Below are 15528 nucleotides of genomic sequence, written 5' to 3'. Positions count from 1 at the left end.
ACAACAACATGCTGACGCAAATCGAATGGTGGGGTGGGGTGATCTTTGTGCTGGGGGCGCTGACCTACCGCATGGTCATGGGGGCGCTGGAAAGGCCGGCGGACGGCATTCCCTGGTACCGGCTCATGATGCACGTGTTCTTTCTGGCCCCGGCCGCGCTGCTGGCGGGCTATTTCTACCCGCTCACGCAGCCCGCGCTGCAATACGGCTACCTGGCGCTGCTGGCCGTGTCGCTGCTGATCGTGGCCGTGATGCTGGTGCAGGAGATGACCGGCGATTCGGGTGAGAGCGAAGAAATGAGCCGCAGCAAAGAGCCCTTGAAGGAGGACGCAAAAGCCGAGGCCGAAGACCACGAAGAGCCCGGGTGGCTGATGTCGGTGGTCGGCGCCGTCGTGTTGTACAGCCCCGTGCTCACGGCGTGTGGCCTGGCCTGCACCAAGGCCTGGCCCATGGTGCAGCCGTTGCTCTGACGCATCGGCAATGCCGATCCTTTGCGGCCGGATGGCTTGGCAGCAATGACAATGCCCGCCAGCCACGTGCCGTTTATTGGCAGCAGGGGCCCTCTTTTAGTTTCAGCGCGTTTATCCCGCCACCGCCGCACCACACATGTCTGCCGATTCTTTTGCCGACCTCTTGTCGATCTACATGCGCCGCATTCGCGCCAGCGCCTCGGGCGTGGCCACCGAGATCGGCCTGAGCCGCGAGGCCGTCAACAACTGGCGCAACGGCATCTCGGTGCCCAACCCGCGCTCGCGCGACAAGCTGGTGGCCTGTACCCGCTACCTGCGCCTGACCGAGAGCGAGGCCAACCGGCTCCTCAGCGCCGCAGGGTTCGCGCCCGAGTTCCCGCTGCAAGCCGAGTCCACCGGCGCGCAGCCGTTTGCTGCGTTCCAGGACAAGGTGTTTGCGCAGCTGGCCCAGGCGGTGCCATACCCCATCTCGCTGCTGCTGTCGCCCGCGCACTGGGGGCAGCCGCCGTTCCGGCACGAGCTGCTGCAGCGCGCCCGCACGCAGTACGGCGAAGGCTCGGTGCTGCACATCCAGCCGCCCTACAGCGTGAGCACCGTGCCCGCCGAATACTTCGCCGCCATCGGCCGCCAGTGTGGGCTGGGCGATGTGGCGTCGGACTACGAGTTTGAATCCGCGCTGGAGCGCCGCCTGCTGGCGGGTGAGCGCATCTTCTGCCTGGTCAGCCGCTTTGAGCAGGGCACGCCTGCACTGCGCGAAACCCTGGCCGGCATCCTGCGCAGCCTGAGTGAGATGCACAGCGGCCGCCTGCACCTGCTGCTTTGCGGCGGGCAGGCGCTGGCCGACCTCAAATACCGCAGTGGCGATATGTCGCTGCTCAACATCGCACAAGTCCACCATTGGCCCGACCCGTCGCTGGCCGACCTGATGCAACTGGCCCGCCACCGCTGGCCCGAGCAGCCCTGGGCCGAGCCAGTGGTGGCCGCGCTGCAGGCCCTGAGCGGCGGCCACCCTGCGCTGTTTGAAGAAGGCCTGCAATGGCTGGTAGACCACCCCGGCGCGGGCGCCAGCCTGCACGAAGGCCAGCCCGCCTTCAGCGCCCTGCGTACCCACCTGGCCAGCAGCCCGCGCCTGTGGCAAACGTTTCTGCCGCTGGCGCAGGCGCCTGCCAGCCGGGCACGCCTGCAGCAGTTGCTGAGCGCCGACGACCTGGGCCGCGCGCGGCCCTACCTGCAGGACGATGACCTGCGCAGCCTGTTCTGGGGCAACCTCATTCTTGCGCGCGGCACCGGCGATGCAGCGCGGCTGCACTGGCGCAGCCCCACGGTGCGCGAGGCTGGCTGGATGGTGCTGGATTCATGTTCGGCCGACTGATGCCCTGGCTGTCCCGGCCCGTGGTGCGCGCCGTGGTCATCGCATTGGTCACGCTGTTTGTGGCCAGCGCCGTGTTCCTGCCCCAGCACAACCCGGCCACGCGGGGTCGGTTCATGGCGGCGATGAATGTGGGGCCGTTGTGGGGTGAGCTGGTGCAGTGGCGCGTGGCCATGGTCAACGCCCGTAACGAGCTGGATGCCTGGCCCACAGACATTCAGAAGTACGCGCCCCCCATTACCAACCCGCAGCTGCGCGTAACGTCCCCGCGCCCCAATGTGCTGCAGGCCGACATTGCCCACAACCCTGAATTTGGCAAGCTGGCGGGCACGCAGGTGGTGGTGGAGCTGCAGCCCGGCACCCACACCTGGACCTGCCGCCCCGGCAACCCGCCCATCCCGCAGGGCTACCTGCCCATCAACTGCCAGCAGGGCAGCACCGACGATTTCGAGCCCGCCAAGCCCGCGCCAGACGCCGACCCCTTTGGCTGGATGCGCTCGCTCATCACATGGTGCGCGGTCATCTTTGGCGTGGGTGCCGTGCTGTGGGTGGTGCGCCACCCGCTCATCGGTGCAGGCCAGCTGCGCCCCGCGCGTCTGCGCCGCACACCGCTGGCCCGCCTGCCGCACATCGACCGGCTGCTGCGCTGGCTGCGGCGGCTGGAGCCCACGCTGCAGGCCGCCGACATTCGCCTGGTGGACTGGCGCCGCGCAGTGGCCTGCGCCCAGGCCACGGGCAGCGAGCGCGCCCCGGCCCTGGCCCGCGCGCTGGCCGAACGCGTGTCCGCCCGCTGCCAGCCCAGCACCGACTGGGCGCTGCCCGGTGCGGTGTTTGAATGGTCGTTCCCGCCCGACTTGCCTGTCTCGCTGGACCGCTGCCTGGTCTTTGTGCCTACCCCCGTCATCGACGAAGCCACCGTGCTGCGCCAGCTGCGCGCCGTGCAAACCGGCAGCGACGTGCTGCTGATCCTGAGCGATCACAGCGTGGACACCCCCTGGCCGCTGCTGCACGCCCACACCCAAGACCGCGCCAACCTGCATGTGATGGCCGACAGCGCCAGCGAGACCGAATGGCTGATTGGCGGCGACGCCCTGCAAGTGTTGCTGCGCCTGCTGGCCGCGCAACTGCGCATCACCCGCATCTCGCCCTACCAGACGCGCGGTGGCGTCACGCGAGAGGGCGCCTTCTTTGGCCGCGCGCAACTGCTGGCCCGCGTCATCAACCGCGAGCCCGCCAACTACCTGGTGGTGGGCGGGCGCCAGCTGGGCAAAAGCAGCCTGCTCAAAGCCGTGCAGCGCCGCATGGCGGGCCACCCGCACACCGTGTGCCATTACGTCTCGCTGCGCGACCACCGCCTGGCACCGCGCATGGCGCTGCAGTTCGGCCTAGCGGCCGACACACCGCTCGAAGCCATCGTGGACCACCTGCAGGCGCAATACCAAGGCAAGCGCCTGGTGCTGCTCATCGACGAGGCCGACCTGTTCTTCCGTGACGAATCGGCCAATGGCTACGTGCAGCTCTCTACCCTGCGCGCGCTCAGCGAAGAGGGCCGTTGCTGGTTCATGCTGGCGGGCTTTTGGGATTTGTACGCCACGGCCGTGCTCGACTATCAAAGCCCGCTGCGCAACTTTGGCGAGGTGCTGACTATCGGCGGCCTGGAGCGCGATGCCTGCCGCGAACTGGCCACTGAGCCATTGCGCAAGCTGCGCCTGGGCTTTGACAACGAGCACCTGGTGAGCCGCCTGGTGGATGCCAGCGGCCAGCGCGCCAACCTGGTCGCCATCCTGTGCCAGGAATGCCTGGAGGCGCTGGCGCCCGGCGAACGCGTGATCGAAAAGAGCCACCTCGACCAGGCCCTGGCCTCGCAGGCCGTGCAAGACGCCCTGGCCGGATGGGGCCGCCTGAGCCATGACGAAGCCGCCTGCCGCGTCGACCGCATCGTGGTCTACCACACGGCCCAGGCGGGGCAGTCCAGCCTAGTCACACTGGCCCAGCTGCTGCAAAGCAATGGCATCGCAGGCGACGCACAGGCCCTGCGCCAGTCGCTGGCGCGCCTGCAACTGGCCTATGTGCTGCGCAAACACGAGGCAGGGGAATATCGCTTTGCCATCCCGCTGCTGCAGGACCAGTTTGAACCGGCGGAGGTGGAACTGCTGCTGCACCAGGAGCTGGCGGTGCTGGCGCGCGCTTAGTCCGTGCGGCCCGGCTCATGTCGTGAGCCGGCTGTGTTTACGGTAACTTGCGAGGTGGACTGCCCGCCAATCGCCTCAGCGCTTCAAGCTCCGTGGGCATGTGTAATACGCGGATGCCTGTCATGGCTTCGATGGCCTCTCGCTTTGACCAAATATCTGTTTTGTCACTGGTGATGAAGATGGAGCACCCGGCTTTGAGAGCGGAGTCGAGATGTTGCGCATCAACGCGTTTACCGATGAGTTTTCTCAGTGGCTCAAAGTTAGTTGTTGGTGCATCGTCATCCCAACTGCCCGTATCTTCAGCCCAGCTCAAATGGGCTTGTTCCCAAGTGGAAGCCGATCCTGGGACGAAATTTGTCACCTTCCGGCTGCGTTGTTCAAAAGGGAAGTAGTGAGTTGTGATCAGTCCGGAAGCCTCAAGCTCCGCGACCTCTTTCAACATGCCACCTATATCAACATAAACTTTCATCGTCCCATCCTGGGTGTAATTGAACAAGTGGCGTTTGTTATGGGAGCTTGATGTTGGACGTCTTCCATTTACGCTCCGCCGTGGCTTGGTCCAACAACGAACTGTCTCTCTGAATACTTGCTCTCAGTCTCAGCTAACAGTTGCTATTTTTCAGACTCAGTGCGGAGGTTACTCCCATGAATCCCACCCTGTACACCATTGCTTATCCCACCTGCGCGCCGCAAGACATGCAGGCCATCGAAACCTGGCGCGCCGCCAACGACCCCACCGGCCACGCGCTGGTGCGCCCGCATTTCACCCTGGTGTTTGCTAGCAACGCGGTGGACGAAGCCACCTACCTTGCCCATGTGGCGGCGGTGGCGACGCGAACGGCGCCCATCGCATTCCACTGCCGCTACGCCATGCTGGGGGCCGACGCCCACAGCCCGCGCGCCCATGCCTATCTGGTGCCGGAAGAAGGCTATGCCGCGTTGTCTCTGCTGCACGACGTGCTCTACACCGGCGCGCTGGTCGAAGCGCTGCGTCTGGACCTGCCTTACACCCCGCACATCACCGTAGGCACTTTCGAGTCAGCACCCATGGCGCGCGCGTGGTGCGCTGAGCGCAACCAGGCGGGCGTGTCTGTGCCCGGCCAGGTGGCTGCGCTGTGGGTGGGGCAAGTGGTGGATGGGCGGTTTGAACACCGGGGCCGGTTCGATCTGATGGGCTAGTTTTTTTTTGACGCAAAAACGGCCTTCACCTCGCGTCTATTGAGCGCTTCAAGCTATCAAATATGTAGCTTTATCGCTACGCCCCTCAAGGCCGCTGCGCCATCACCAGCGCATACAGCGCCTGCGCCGCCACCGACAAGCTCTCGTCCCGCCGCCGTACCAGGTAGATCTGCCGCGTCAGCCCCGGCAGTGACAGCGGCCGTGTGACCAGCCCCGGCTGGTCAAAGTGGAACAGCGTGAGTGCCGGCACCACGCTGATGCCCAGCCCCGCGCGCACCATGCCCATCACGGTGGCGAGCTGCTCCACCTCCATCAGCGTGTGCATGGCCTGCGGGTGCAGGGCGGCCTCCAGGTACTGGCGCACGCTGCTGGTGCGCGCCAGGTGGATGAAGGGCCAGGCGGCCAGGTCCTGCGCGGTGATGGCCTTGCGCCTGCGCGCCAGCGGGTGGTCGGCTGGGCACACCAGATAGAAGTTGTCGCTGCAAAACGGCTCGGCTTGCAGCGCGGGCGTGTCGGCGCGGATGGCGGCCAGTGCAAAGTCGGCATGGCCGCTGGCCACGCGGTCGATGCAGGGCTCGGACAGCACATCGGCAATGTCGATCTCGATGCCCGGGTGCGCCGTGCGGTACTGCGCCAGCACGCCCGGCAGCCAGCCCGCCGCCAGTGATGGCAGCAGCGCCACGGCCACACGCCCGCGCTGCAGTGTGGCGGCACTGCGCACGGCGGCCAGGGCGCTGGTGATTTCGGCACGGATGCGGCGGGCCGACTCCAGAAAGTTCTGCCCCTCGGGCGTGAGGTCCACATGCCGCGTGCTGCGGTCGAACAGGCGCAGGCCCAGGTCGTCCTCCAGCGCGCGGATGAGGGCGCTGAACGCGGGCTGCGACAGGTGGCACAACGTGGCGGCGCGCGTGAAGCTGCGCTGCTCGGCCAGCGCGAGGAAGGCATCGAGCTGGCGGCTGGAGAGGTGGGGGGCGCTCATGCGGGGTGGGTGTGATTCATCTGTTTTTCAGATGGATTCATCGTAACAATCGATTTCACAGAATACAGCCATGTTCCTACATTCACGGTCAGGAGACAACGGATTCATGCCGAACGAACAAAGAACCAAGCTGCTGGTCGGCTGCGCCGCCGGCTTCTCGGGCGACCGCACCGATGCCGCTTTGCCGGTAGTGCAGGCGCTCATCGCCAGCGGCCAGCCTGCGGTGCTCATCTTCGAGACCCTGGCCGAGCGCACGCTGGCCCTGGCCCAGCTGGCGCGCCGCACCGACCCCGATGCTGGGTATGAGCCGCTGCTGGTGGACCTGCTGCGCCCCGTGCTGGCACAGTGCCTGGCCCACGACGTGCGCATCGTCAGCAACTTTGGCGCAGCCAACCCGCACGGTGCCGCGCGCCGCATCCACGCCCTGGCGGCCGAGCTGGGCCTGGCCCGCCCGCGCATTGCCGTGCTGCAGGGCGACGACCTGAGTGGCCCAGAACACCGCGCGCTGCTGCGAGATGCGCTGGGCAGCGCGATGCCCACCGAGCCCATCGTCAGCGCCAACGCCTACATCGGCGCGCAGGCCATTGCCGATGCGCTGCGCGCGGGCGCCGACATCGTGGTCTGCGGCCGTGTGGCCGATCCGTCGCTGGTGTTGGGCCCCGCGCTGGCGCACTACGGCTGGGTGCTTCATGATTGGGACCGGCTGGCCCGCGCCACCATGGCCGGGCACTTACTGGAGTGCGGCGCACAGGTCACAGGCGGCTACTTTGCCGACCCTGGCTACAAGGATGTGCAAGGCCTGGCGCAACTGGGCTACCCCATCGCCGAGATCGACGCCGACGGCCACTGCACCATCACCAAGCCCCCGGGCACGGGCGGCTGCATTACCGAGCGCACGGTGAAGGAACAGCTGCTGTACGAGCTGCACGACCCGGCGGCGTACCTCACGCCCGACGTGGTGGCCGACATCACCACCGCCCGCGTGACTACCGTGGGCAACGACGCGGTGCGGCTGGAAGGCGTACAGGGCCATGCGCGGCCCGCCACGCTCAAGGTCAACGTGTGTTTTGAATCCGGCTGGTTTGCCGAGGGCGAAATCTCCTACGCCGGCCCGCGCGCCGAAGCCCGCGCCCGCCTGGCGGGCGAAGTGCTGCGCGAGCGCCTGAGCGGCCTGGGCCCGCTGCGCATCGACCTGATCGGCGTGACCAGCATCTTTGGCGACGACACCAGCCGCTGGCTGGATGTCCCCCACAACGACGGCAATGACGCCCGCGATGTTCGCCTGCGCGTGGCCCTGCAGCACCGCGACCACGCCAGCGCCCAGCGCCTGGTGCGCGAGGTAACCGCGCTCTACACCTGCGGCCCCGCAGGCGGTGGTGGCGTGCGCACGGCGATGCGGCCGCGCCTGGGCACGGTGTCGTGCCTGGTGCCGCGCGATGCGGTGGCCGTGCGTTTCGAGATGGTGGATTGAGGACTCAAGCCATGACCACTATAAACCTTCCCGTCACTGTTCCCTTGTATCGCCTGGCCCACAGCCGCACGGGCGACAAAGGCAACCGCTCCAACATCAGCGTCATCGCCTGGCACCCGGCGCTGTGGGATGTGCTGGTCGATCAGGTCACCGAGGCCGCCGTGGCACGCCATTTCGCGCAGCGCCGCCCGCGTCAGGTCACGCGCTACCTGCTGCCCCAGCTGCAGGCCATGAACATCGTGCTGGACGACGTGCTCGACGGCGGCGTGAACGATTCGCTCAACCTCGACAGCCACGGCAAGGCACTGAGCTACCTGCTGCTCGATATGCCCGTCACTGTGCCCGACCACCTGGCTGCGCACTTTGGCGGCCCCATGGCTTAGACGCCCCCTTTCGCTTTTTCATCCATACCAACACCAGGAGACAACATGACCCCTTCATCCCCCCGCCGCGCTCTGCTCGCCACTGCCGCCTTGCTGGCGCTCGGCGCATTGCACGCCCCCGCTGCGCTCGCCCAGGCGGCCGGTGCCTACCCGGCCAAGGCCATCACCTTTGTCGTGCCCTTTGCCGCAGGCAGCGCCACCGACCAGCTGGCGCGCGCGCTGGGCCAGTCCATCACCAACGACACCAAGCAGCCCGTGGTCATTGACAACAAGGCGGGCGCCAGCGGCATGATCGCCGCGTCGGCCGTGGCCAAGTCGGCGGCCGATGGCTACAGCGTGCTCATCACCACCAACACCACACACGCCGCCAACGAGCACCTGTACAAAAAGCTCTCGTACGACCCGGTGAAGGACTTTGCGCCCGTCACCGGCCTGGGCAAGGGCGGCCAGGTGCTCGTGGTCAACGCCAGCGCGCCCTACAAGAACGTGGGCGAGCTGCTGGCCTTTGCCAAGAAGAACCCCGGCAAGCTCAGCTTTGGCAGCGGCAGCTCATCGAGCCGCATGGCGGGCGAAATGCTCAAGCAGCTGGCGGGCGTGGACATCCTGCACGTGCCCTACAAGAGCAACCCGCTGGCCATCACCGACCTGCTGGGCGGGCAGATCGACTTGATGATCACCGACACCTCCACCGGCGTGCCGCAGGTCAAGGCGGGCAAGCTGCGTGCGCTGGGCTACTCCACGCAAAAGCGCAGCGCGCAATTGCCCGATGTGCCCACGCTGGACGAAGCGGGCGTGAAGGGCTATGACATGGGCTACTGGTTTGCGGCCTACGTGCCCGCAGGCACGCCCGCGCCGGTGGTGGCGCGCTTGAACGAGCTGCTCACGGCTGCCACCAAGAGCGCAGCGGCCAAGAGCTTCTACGACAACGCCGGCTCCGAAGCCTGGACCACCACGCCCGATGAACTCGCCAAGTTCCAGGCCGCCGAAACCCAGAAGTGGGGCAAGGTGATCAAGGCCGCAGGTATCGAAGCCGAATAAGCCACCGGCCAACCCACAGGCCCACGCACCGGGCCGTTTCATTCCCGTTTTGCTTCTCGCAGCCTGCCTTCACCGGCAGGTCTGGGCGAAGCCTTGCCCGCGCGCAGCGCAACAGACGCTGCCGCTTTGTTCCAGAGCCGCCCAAGCGGCCCACGCCACCACCCATCCAAGGAGACAGGCACCATGAAACCGCTTCATGCATTCACCAAACTCGCGCTGACGGCTGCCGCCGCAGCCGCCATCACCGCCTGCGGTGGCGGCAGCAACGACGCGCCCAAGGGTCCGGCCCTCAAGCTGGCCATCACCGCCACCGAAGCCTTCCCCGGCACCTACGGCGACGTAGGCGAATACGAGCGCGTGACCGGCACCGTCAGCGGCGAGGTGGACCCCAAAGACCCCAAGAACGCCGTCATCCAGGACCTGGCCCTGGCGCCCACCAACGCCAACGGCATGGTCGAGTACCAGGCCGACTTCGTCATGCTCAAGCCCAAGAACATGGCGAAAGCGAGTGGGGTGCTGCGCTATGACGCGCCCAACCGCGGCAACATCCTCACCATGCTCAACCCCACGGCCACGCCCAGCGATGCGGTGTACCTGGAGCGGGGCTATGTGATGCTCTATTCCGCCTGGCAGGGCGACGTGCCCAAGAGCACCGCCGCACGCCTGACGGTGACGGTGCCCGTGGCCAAAAACAAGGACGGCAGCAGCATCACCGGCCCCTACCGTGCCGAGCTGGTGCCCGCGGCCGCCAGCCCCGCAATGATGCTGCCCGGCGGCGTGTTCAACGGCACCATGATTCCGTACGAGCCCGCCAGCCTGGACAACACCCAGCCCGGCTACTCGCTCACCCGCCGCGCCAATGAGACCGATGCACGCGTGCCCGTGCCTGCCAGCGACTGGAAATTCGCCACCTGCGACACCGGAACCAACGCCTTCCCTGGCACACCCAGCCCCACCAGCGTGTGCCTGAAGGGCGGATTCGACCCAGCCTATCTGTACGAGCTGGTCTACGTTGCCAAAGACCCGAAGGTGATGGGCGTGGGCCTGGCTGCGCTGCGTGATACGGTCAGCTTCTTCCGCAGCAAGGCGGCCGATTCGAATGGCACACCGAACCCCTTGGCTGGCCGCATCACCCACACGCTGGGGCAGGGCACCTCGCAGTCGGGCAACGCCATGAAGACCTTCCTGCACCTGGGCTTCAACCAGGCGCTGGATGGCGGGAAGGTGTTCGACGGCATGTACGCCCACGTGGCGGCACGCCAGACCAACATCAACACCCGCTTTGCCGTGCCCGGCGGCGGTGGTGGCCTGCGCACCGACCACACCGCCTTCGGCCAGACGGCACCGCGCGGGCTGGACAAGGACTACCAGGACGACATCAGCGGCCGCCAGGGCGGCGTGATGAAGCGCTGCGCCGCCACCAACACCTGCCCCAAGTTCTTCCTGGGCCTGTCGGGCACCGAGTTCTGGCAGCTGCAGGGCTCGCCCGTGCTGACCGACGCCAACGGCACCAAGGACCTGGCGCAGCCCGACAACGCCCGCATCTACTACTACTCCAGCACCCAGCATGGCGGGGCAGGGGGCACGGCCAGCATTGCCTATGCCCCTACGCGCGCCACGTACCCCACGGGCACGGTGGCGCAGTTCAACGACACCTTCCGCGCGCTGTTCCTCAACCTCGAAGACTGGGTGGTGCGCGGCACGCAGCCACCCGCCAGCCAGGTGCCCAAGCTGGCCGATGGCACGCTGGTGCGGCCCGAGGCGCTGAGCTTCCCGGCCATGAAGGGGCTGACCTGGGCGGTGGGCGGCGTGCAGACGGCGATCCCGGACTTCAGCTACCGGGGGCTGTACAACAACTTCCCGCTGTTTGACTTTGGCCCGCAGTACATCCCGCAGGACGAGGCTGGCATTGCCACCGTGCTGCCCCCGCGCAATCTGGGCCGCGACTACGCCATCCTTGTGCCGCAGGTCGATGCCAGCACAGGCCTGACGCGTGCGGGCATCCGCAGCGTGGAGGCGCGTGCGCCGCTGGGCACCAGCATCGAGTTCAACTACGTGGCCACACCCGGCATCACCGACCTGGCCAACCTCACGGGCAGCTTCATCCCCTTCCACAAGACGCGCGCCGCGCGGCTGGCGGCGGGCGATGCACGCCCCTCGCTGGAAGAGCTGTATGGCACGCAGGAGGGGTATGTGGCTGCGGTGACGCAGGCCGCCAACGACCTGGTGGCCCAGCGCCTGCTGCTGCAGCGCGATGCGGACCTGCAGATTGCGCGTGCCAAGGCCGCTGCCGTGCTGCCCTGATGTGACGTGACGTGACTGCACGCACGCACGGCCCCGTGCCGTGCTGTCCCCTGCAGGCCCCCAATCCCTCTTTCACAAGGGTTGGGGGCATTTTTTTGGCCAAAGTGGCCGGATGCGCTAGAGGAACATGCCTGAGTAGCTATCAAAAGCGTAGTGGCTGTGTGTGGCCTGGCCAGCCGCCTTCACCAAGGCACCCGCGCAAACCGCTCCACCAAAAAATCCAGCAACGCCCGCACCGCAGGCGACAAGTGCCTGCGCGACGGGTACAGCGCATAGATCGTCATCACCGGCAAGTCCCACTGTGGCAGCACGGCCTGCAGCTCGCCGCTGTGCAGGTAGGGGTTGACCAGATAGGTTGGCTGCATCGCAATGCCGCCGCCTGCCAGCGCTGCGCGCATCAGCGTGGTGGCCTCGTTGGCGCTGAAATGGCCGCTCACGCCCACACGCTCCACCACATCGCCCTGCGTCAGCTGCCACACGCTTTTGCCAAAGTTGGCATAGCTCAGGCACCGGTGCTGCGCCAGGTCGGCAGGTTGCTGCGGCACGCCGTGGGCGGCCAGGTAGGCGGGTGATGCCACCAGCACCGAATCACACCGCGCCAGCGGCCGGCCGATGAGCAACGGGTCGGGCTCGGCGCTGATACGGATGGCCAGGTCGATGCGCTTTTCAACCAGGTTCAGTGACCCCTCGCTCGCGTCCAGATCGATCTTGAGCTGCGGGTGTTGTGCCAGAAAGTCCGCAATCGCCGCACCCATCTGCGCAAACGCAAACGACACGCTGCAGGTCAGCCGCAGCTGCCCGCGCAATGCGCCTTCAGTGGTGATGGCGGTTTCTTCTTCCAGGTCTTGCGACAGCGCCAGCATCTGCTGGCAGCGGCGCAGCGCATGTTCGCCCGCGTCGGTCAGCGTCACGCTGCGGGTGGTGCGCTGCAGCAGCCGCGCCTGCAGCCACTGCTCCATCTCGCCCACGTAGCGCGTGACCATGGCACGCGACATATCCAGTTTGTCGGCCGTGGCGCTGAAGCTGCCGCTGGTGGCGACTTCGGCAAACACATGCATGGCGGTCAGGCGGTCCATAACGTGAAAGTTTTGGGGTTATTTGATCGATTGGTGAAACAAATATGCGCGAATTATCGGGTTTATTAGATCGATTGGTGCAAATAAACTTCATTCCGTCCTCTGCACCACCGCTCAACACCCCGGAGAAACCACCATGTTCCGAACCACCCTCATCGCCGCCACCCTCGCCGTTGCCTTCACCGGCGCCCAGGCCGCCCAGCCGCTGCAGGTCAAGGTCTACAACGCCGACGGCAACAGCTTCAACGTCAACTCCACGCTGGTCTATGGCGAGAAAGAAGCCATGGTCATCGACGCCGGCTTTACCCGTGCCGACGCGCTGCGCATTGCCGCCAACGTGCTCGACACCGGCAAAGAGTTGAAGACCATCTACGTGAGCCAGGCCGACCCCGACTATTACTTCGGCGTCGATACGCTGAAAGAAATCTTCCCCCAAGCCGACGTGGTGACCACGCCCGCTGTGCTGGAGAAGATCAACGCCAAGCTGGCCGGCAAGATCGCCTTCTGGGGCCCCAAGATGGGCGCCAACGCGCCGCGCACGCCCGTGCTGCCCAAGGCCATCAGCGGCAACACGCTGAGCGTGGACGGCCAGACGGTCGAGATCCGCGGCACCACGGGCCCGCTGGCGCACCGCCCCTATGCGTGGATTCCATCCATCAAGGCCGTGGTGGGCAACATCGGTGTGTTTGGCACCAACATGCATGTGTGGACGGCCGACACCCAGACCATGGCTGAGCGCAGCGCCTGGGTGGCCCAGCTCGACGAAATGGCCGCCCTGCAGCCCACCGTGGTGGTGCCGGGCCACATGCCCGCAGGCACGGCGCTGGACGCCAGCAACGTGACCTACACCAAGGTCTACCTGCAAGCGTTTGAGAAGAACGCCGCCGCCACCAAGACCAGCGCCGAACTCATCGAGGCGATGAAAAAGGCCTACCCCGCAGCGCCCATGGGCCTGTCGCTGGACATCGGCGCTAAGGTCAACAAGGGCGAGATGAAGTGGTGAGATGACGTGTTGAAAGCTGTCAAAGCAAGTTGTTGAAAGGAACCAGATCGTGACCACGCACCCGCTCCAACAAGTCCTGCAGCACCTGCACGCCGGGCGCTGGAATGCGGCGCACGATCTGGTGCAGCACGACGGCTCCATGCTCGGCGCCTGGCTGCACGGCATCCTGCACCTGCAAGAGGGCGACCTGGAAGACGCCGAAAACTGGTACGACCGCGCCGCCCGCCATTTCCGCAGCCGGGGCACCCTGGCCGAAGAGATTGCGGCGTTTGAGGCCGCACTGGCCGCACACCTTACCCAGCTTGCCCAGGCTGCACCCGCAGCGGCACCAGCCGCCGCCACACCGCCTGATCCTGAAGATTCTGAAGAGAGACCCTGATCCATGCCCTCCACGCCCACCGTCACCGTGACGTACCTGTTCGACCCCCTGTGCGGCTGGTGCTACGCCGCCGCACCCGTGCTGGCCCGCTTGCAAGCCACGCCCGGCGTGCAGGTGGTGCTGGCGCCCACAGGCCTGTTTGCAGGCGCAGGCGCCCGGCCCATGGACGCGCAATTTGCCGCCTACGCCTGGTCCAACGACCAGCGCATCGCGCAGCTCACCGGCCAGCCGTTCAGCCAGGCCTATCGCGAGCAGGTGCTGGGCCAGCCGGCCGGGCGTTTTGACTCGGGCCCTGCCACGCTGGCCCTCACCGCCGTGGCCCAGACCGAGCCCGCGCGCGAGCTGGAGGCACTGCACTCCTTCCAACGCGCACGTTATGTGGACGGGCGCGACACCACGGGGCCCACCGTGCTGGCCGATGTGCTGAGCGCCCTGGGCCTGCATGCTGCTGCAGCGCTGGTGCGCGAACCCACCGATGCCCTGCGCGCCGCCATGCTGCAGCGCGTGGCTGCCGCCCGTGCCGACATGGAAGCCCTGGGCGCACAAGGCGTACCGCAACTCGCAGTGGGCAACGCCGCCACCGGCCGCCGCCGCGTGCTGGGCGGCCAGGCCTTGTACGGCAACTTTGATGCGCTGTTGCAGCAGGTGACCCAGGCCTGAGCGGCGCGACCACCGCAGCGCCGGGCCACTGCGGCAGATCGCTGCCTGGCCTGCGCCATGTCTTTAAGGCGACGCTGAAAAAGCCTCCGCGATGCGGCGGGCCCTGGGTCGGGATGGGCTGCAAGGCGCAAACCACAGCGATAGCCGTAGCTATCGCGAGGATTTGCAACGCTGCAGACCGTCCTGAGCCAGGGATGCGCCGGGCGCGAGAGGCTTGTTCAGCGTCGCCTTAAGCCCCGTGGTCCGCCACGGGCACCCACACCACGGTGTGGTTCGCGCACTCCACTTCGTCCGGCGGCTGCCACAGGTCGCTGGCCAGCTCAAAGATGTGCGGTGGCACCACCATCGAAAACGTGGCGCCCTGTTCGGCGTTGCGCCGCAACACACGCGCGCGCCGCACCTCGCGCGGGGCGTCCAGCACATACACCACCATGGCATCGGCCCATGGCCCCATGCGGGCGTAAAACGCATCGCGCTGGTGCTGCTGGATCAGGCCCACCTCCAGCACTACGTCGCCACCCGCGTTCAGCACGGCCTCGGCTGTCTTCCAGATCTGCTCCAAGCAACGCAGCGTGCGGGGTACGTACCAGGCCATGACGTCCGCCGCATCGGGCCGGTCGGCCGAAAACAGCGTGGCCATCCAGTCGTCCAGGTTCAGCGGCACGGCGCTGTGCAGCTGCACCAGCTGGCGCACAAAGGTGGACTTGCCCGCACCCACGGGCCCGATGACCAGATGGATGCGCGGGGAGGGGGCGGCGGCACCTGCGGGGGCCGTGTGTGTGGAAGTGGCGTGCATTGATAAGGGCTCTAGAAATGCAAAAAGCCCTCTCTGCAAGCAGGGAGAGCCTTCAATGCGATGGACCAAAAAGAAAAGCCCTCAACGGTGGTGGAGGGCTTTGCGGCTCGCTCAGGCCTAAGGGGCCGGACGCGATAGGGCAGTGTAGGTGCCCGCTGCGGGCTGCGTCAACCGTTGGTCCGTGTGCCGTGTGTTGAGTCCCCCAATCACACCCTGCGCGCACCCGGCA

The 15528-nt window shown here is 66.7% G+C and carries 15 protein-coding genes; 11 read left to right on the top strand and 4 right to left on the bottom strand.

Annotated elements, in window-relative coordinates; genetic code table 11:
* Positions 1–8: 8 nt before the first annotated feature.
* The 3 genes from ACOYR4_RS14425 (at position 9) to ACOYR4_RS14415 (ending at position 4031) form a co-directional block, all read left to right on the top strand.
* Positions 9–470: a hypothetical protein gene (locus tag ACOYR4_RS14425; RefSeq protein WP_422847079.1), complete on the top strand. Its 462-nt coding sequence runs from the start codon at positions 9–11 to the stop codon at positions 468–470.
* A gap of 136 nt (positions 471–606) precedes the next feature.
* Positions 607–1842, top strand: coding sequence for a hypothetical protein (locus tag ACOYR4_RS14420; RefSeq protein WP_422847078.1), 1236 nt, complete (start codon positions 607–609; stop codon positions 1840–1842).
* Complete coding sequence (locus tag ACOYR4_RS14415; protein WP_422847077.1) at positions 1827–4031, top strand: ATP-binding protein; 2205 nt, start codon at positions 1827–1829, stop codon at positions 4029–4031. The genes ACOYR4_RS14420 and ACOYR4_RS14415 overlap by 16 nt, the downstream gene beginning before the upstream one ends.
* Before the next feature lie 37 nt (positions 4032–4068).
* On the opposite strand, the gene ACOYR4_RS14410 is transcribed toward ACOYR4_RS14415, so the two are convergent.
* Positions 4069–4500 (bottom strand): hypothetical protein, encoded by a 432-nt coding sequence (locus ACOYR4_RS14410; protein ID WP_422847076.1) that lies wholly within the window; start codon positions 4498–4500, stop codon positions 4069–4071.
* A 176-nt stretch (positions 4501–4676) separates the two neighbouring features.
* On the opposite strand from ACOYR4_RS14410, the gene ACOYR4_RS14405 reads away from it, so the two are divergent.
* Complete coding sequence (locus ACOYR4_RS14405; protein WP_422847075.1) at positions 4677–5210, top strand: 2'-5' RNA ligase family protein; 534 nt, start codon at positions 4677–4679, stop codon at positions 5208–5210.
* 85 nt (positions 5211–5295) lie between these two features.
* Here the strand turns inward: ACOYR4_RS14405 and ACOYR4_RS14400 are convergent, their stop codons facing one another.
* A complete protein-coding gene (locus ACOYR4_RS14400) occupies positions 5296–6189 on the bottom strand; it encodes a LysR family transcriptional regulator (protein WP_121942658.1) in 894 nt (297 codons plus the stop codon).
* A 106-nt stretch (positions 6190–6295) separates the two neighbouring features.
* Here ACOYR4_RS14400 and ACOYR4_RS14395 point away from each other — a divergent pair, with 106 nt between their 5' ends.
* The 4 genes from ACOYR4_RS14395 to ACOYR4_RS14380 all read left to right on the top strand — a co-directional run bounded on the left by ACOYR4_RS14395 (position 6296) and on the right by ACOYR4_RS14380 (position 11385).
* Positions 6296–7660: an acyclic terpene utilization AtuA family protein gene (locus ACOYR4_RS14395; protein WP_422847074.1), complete on the top strand. Its 1365-nt coding sequence runs from the start codon at positions 6296–6298 to the stop codon at positions 7658–7660.
* Between the two features lie 11 nt (positions 7661–7671).
* Positions 7672–8043: an AtuA-related protein gene (locus ACOYR4_RS14390; protein ID WP_422847073.1), complete on the top strand. Its 372-nt coding sequence runs from the start codon at positions 7672–7674 to the stop codon at positions 8041–8043.
* Between the two features lie 45 nt (positions 8044–8088).
* Complete coding sequence (locus ACOYR4_RS14385) at positions 8089–9081, top strand: Bug family tripartite tricarboxylate transporter substrate binding protein (protein ID WP_422847072.1); 993 nt, start codon at positions 8089–8091, stop codon at positions 9079–9081.
* 183 nt (positions 9082–9264) lie between these two features.
* A complete protein-coding gene (locus ACOYR4_RS14380; protein ID WP_422847071.1) occupies positions 9265–11385 on the top strand; it encodes an alpha/beta hydrolase domain-containing protein in 2121 nt (706 codons plus the stop codon).
* A 182-nt stretch (positions 11386–11567) separates the two neighbouring features.
* Here the strand turns inward: ACOYR4_RS14380 and ACOYR4_RS14375 are convergent, their stop codons facing one another.
* Positions 11568–12461, bottom strand: a complete 894-nt coding sequence (locus tag ACOYR4_RS14375) for a LysR family transcriptional regulator (RefSeq protein WP_422847070.1) — start codon at positions 12459–12461, stop codon at positions 11568–11570.
* Between the two features lie 136 nt (positions 12462–12597).
* Between ACOYR4_RS14375 and ACOYR4_RS14370 the strand changes: the two genes are divergently transcribed.
* From ACOYR4_RS14370 to ACOYR4_RS14360, 3 genes are read left to right on the top strand one after another with little or no spacing between them, the layout of a single operon-like run.
* Complete coding sequence (locus tag ACOYR4_RS14370) at positions 12598–13464, top strand: MBL fold metallo-hydrolase (protein ID WP_422847069.1); 867 nt, start codon at positions 12598–12600, stop codon at positions 13462–13464.
* Positions 13465–13510: 46 nt separating this feature from the next.
* Positions 13511–13843 carry a hypothetical protein gene (locus ACOYR4_RS14365; RefSeq protein WP_288851276.1) on the top strand — a complete coding sequence of 111 codons (333 nt, stop codon included), beginning with the start codon at positions 13511–13513 and terminating at the stop codon, positions 13841–13843.
* A gap of 3 nt (positions 13844–13846) precedes the next feature.
* On the top strand, positions 13847–14503 hold the full coding sequence (locus tag ACOYR4_RS14360) for a DsbA family protein (RefSeq protein ID WP_422847068.1): 657 nt from the start codon (positions 13847–13849) through the stop codon (positions 14501–14503).
* 229 nt (positions 14504–14732) lie between these two features.
* On the opposite strand, the gene ACOYR4_RS14355 is transcribed toward ACOYR4_RS14360, so the two are convergent.
* Positions 14733–15299: an AAA family ATPase gene (locus ACOYR4_RS14355; protein ID WP_422847067.1), complete on the bottom strand. Its 567-nt coding sequence runs from the start codon at positions 15297–15299 to the stop codon at positions 14733–14735.
* Positions 15300–15528: the final 229 nt, after the last annotated feature.

It is taken from the genome of Acidovorax sp. M14 (assembly GCF_049331375.1).
In the GTDB taxonomy this organism is placed as follows: Bacteria; Pseudomonadota; Gammaproteobacteria; order Burkholderiales; family Burkholderiaceae_C; genus Acidovorax.
The sequence above is the reverse complement of the archived record's forward strand: the minus strand, read 5'-3'. Positions and strand labels throughout refer to the sequence as shown.

Bases quoted from the DNA above. Each gene is read 5' to 3' on its own strand.
- ACOYR4_RS14425 (WP_422847079.1), top strand. From the start codon at position 9: ATGCTGACGCAAATCGAATGGTGGGGTGGGGTGATCTTTGTGCTGGGG.
- ACOYR4_RS14420 (WP_422847078.1), top strand. From the start codon at position 607: ATGTCTGCCGATTCTTTTGCCGACCTCTTGTCGATCTACATGCGCCGC.
- ACOYR4_RS14385 (WP_422847072.1), top strand. From the start codon at position 8,089: ATGACCCCTTCATCCCCCCGCCGCGCTCTGCTCGCCACTGCCGCCTTG.
- ACOYR4_RS14355 (WP_422847067.1), bottom strand. From the start codon at position 15,299: ATGCACGCCACTTCCACACACACGGCCCCCGCAGGTGCCGCCGCCCCC.
- ACOYR4_RS14405 (WP_422847075.1), top strand. From the start codon at position 4,677: ATGAATCCCACCCTGTACACCATTGCTTATCCCACCTGCGCGCCGCAA.
- ACOYR4_RS14380 (WP_422847071.1), top strand. From the start codon at position 9,265: ATGAAACCGCTTCATGCATTCACCAAACTCGCGCTGACGGCTGCCGCC.
- ACOYR4_RS14400 (WP_121942658.1), bottom strand. From the start codon at position 6,189: ATGAGCGCCCCCCACCTCTCCAGCCGCCAGCTCGATGCCTTCCTCGCG.
- ACOYR4_RS14360 (WP_422847068.1), top strand. From the start codon at position 13,847: ATGCCCTCCACGCCCACCGTCACCGTGACGTACCTGTTCGACCCCCTG.
- ACOYR4_RS14395 (WP_422847074.1), top strand. From the start codon at position 6,296: ATGCCGAACGAACAAAGAACCAAGCTGCTGGTCGGCTGCGCCGCCGGC.
- ACOYR4_RS14415 (WP_422847077.1), top strand. From the start codon at position 1,827: ATGTTCGGCCGACTGATGCCCTGGCTGTCCCGGCCCGTGGTGCGCGCC.
- ACOYR4_RS14390 (WP_422847073.1), top strand. From the start codon at position 7,672: ATGACCACTATAAACCTTCCCGTCACTGTTCCCTTGTATCGCCTGGCC.
- ACOYR4_RS14375 (WP_422847070.1), bottom strand. From the start codon at position 12,461: ATGGACCGCCTGACCGCCATGCATGTGTTTGCCGAAGTCGCCACCAGC.
- ACOYR4_RS14370 (WP_422847069.1), top strand. From the start codon at position 12,598: ATGTTCCGAACCACCCTCATCGCCGCCACCCTCGCCGTTGCCTTCACC.
- ACOYR4_RS14410 (WP_422847076.1), bottom strand. From the start codon at position 4,500: ATGAAAGTTTATGTTGATATAGGTGGCATGTTGAAAGAGGTCGCGGAG.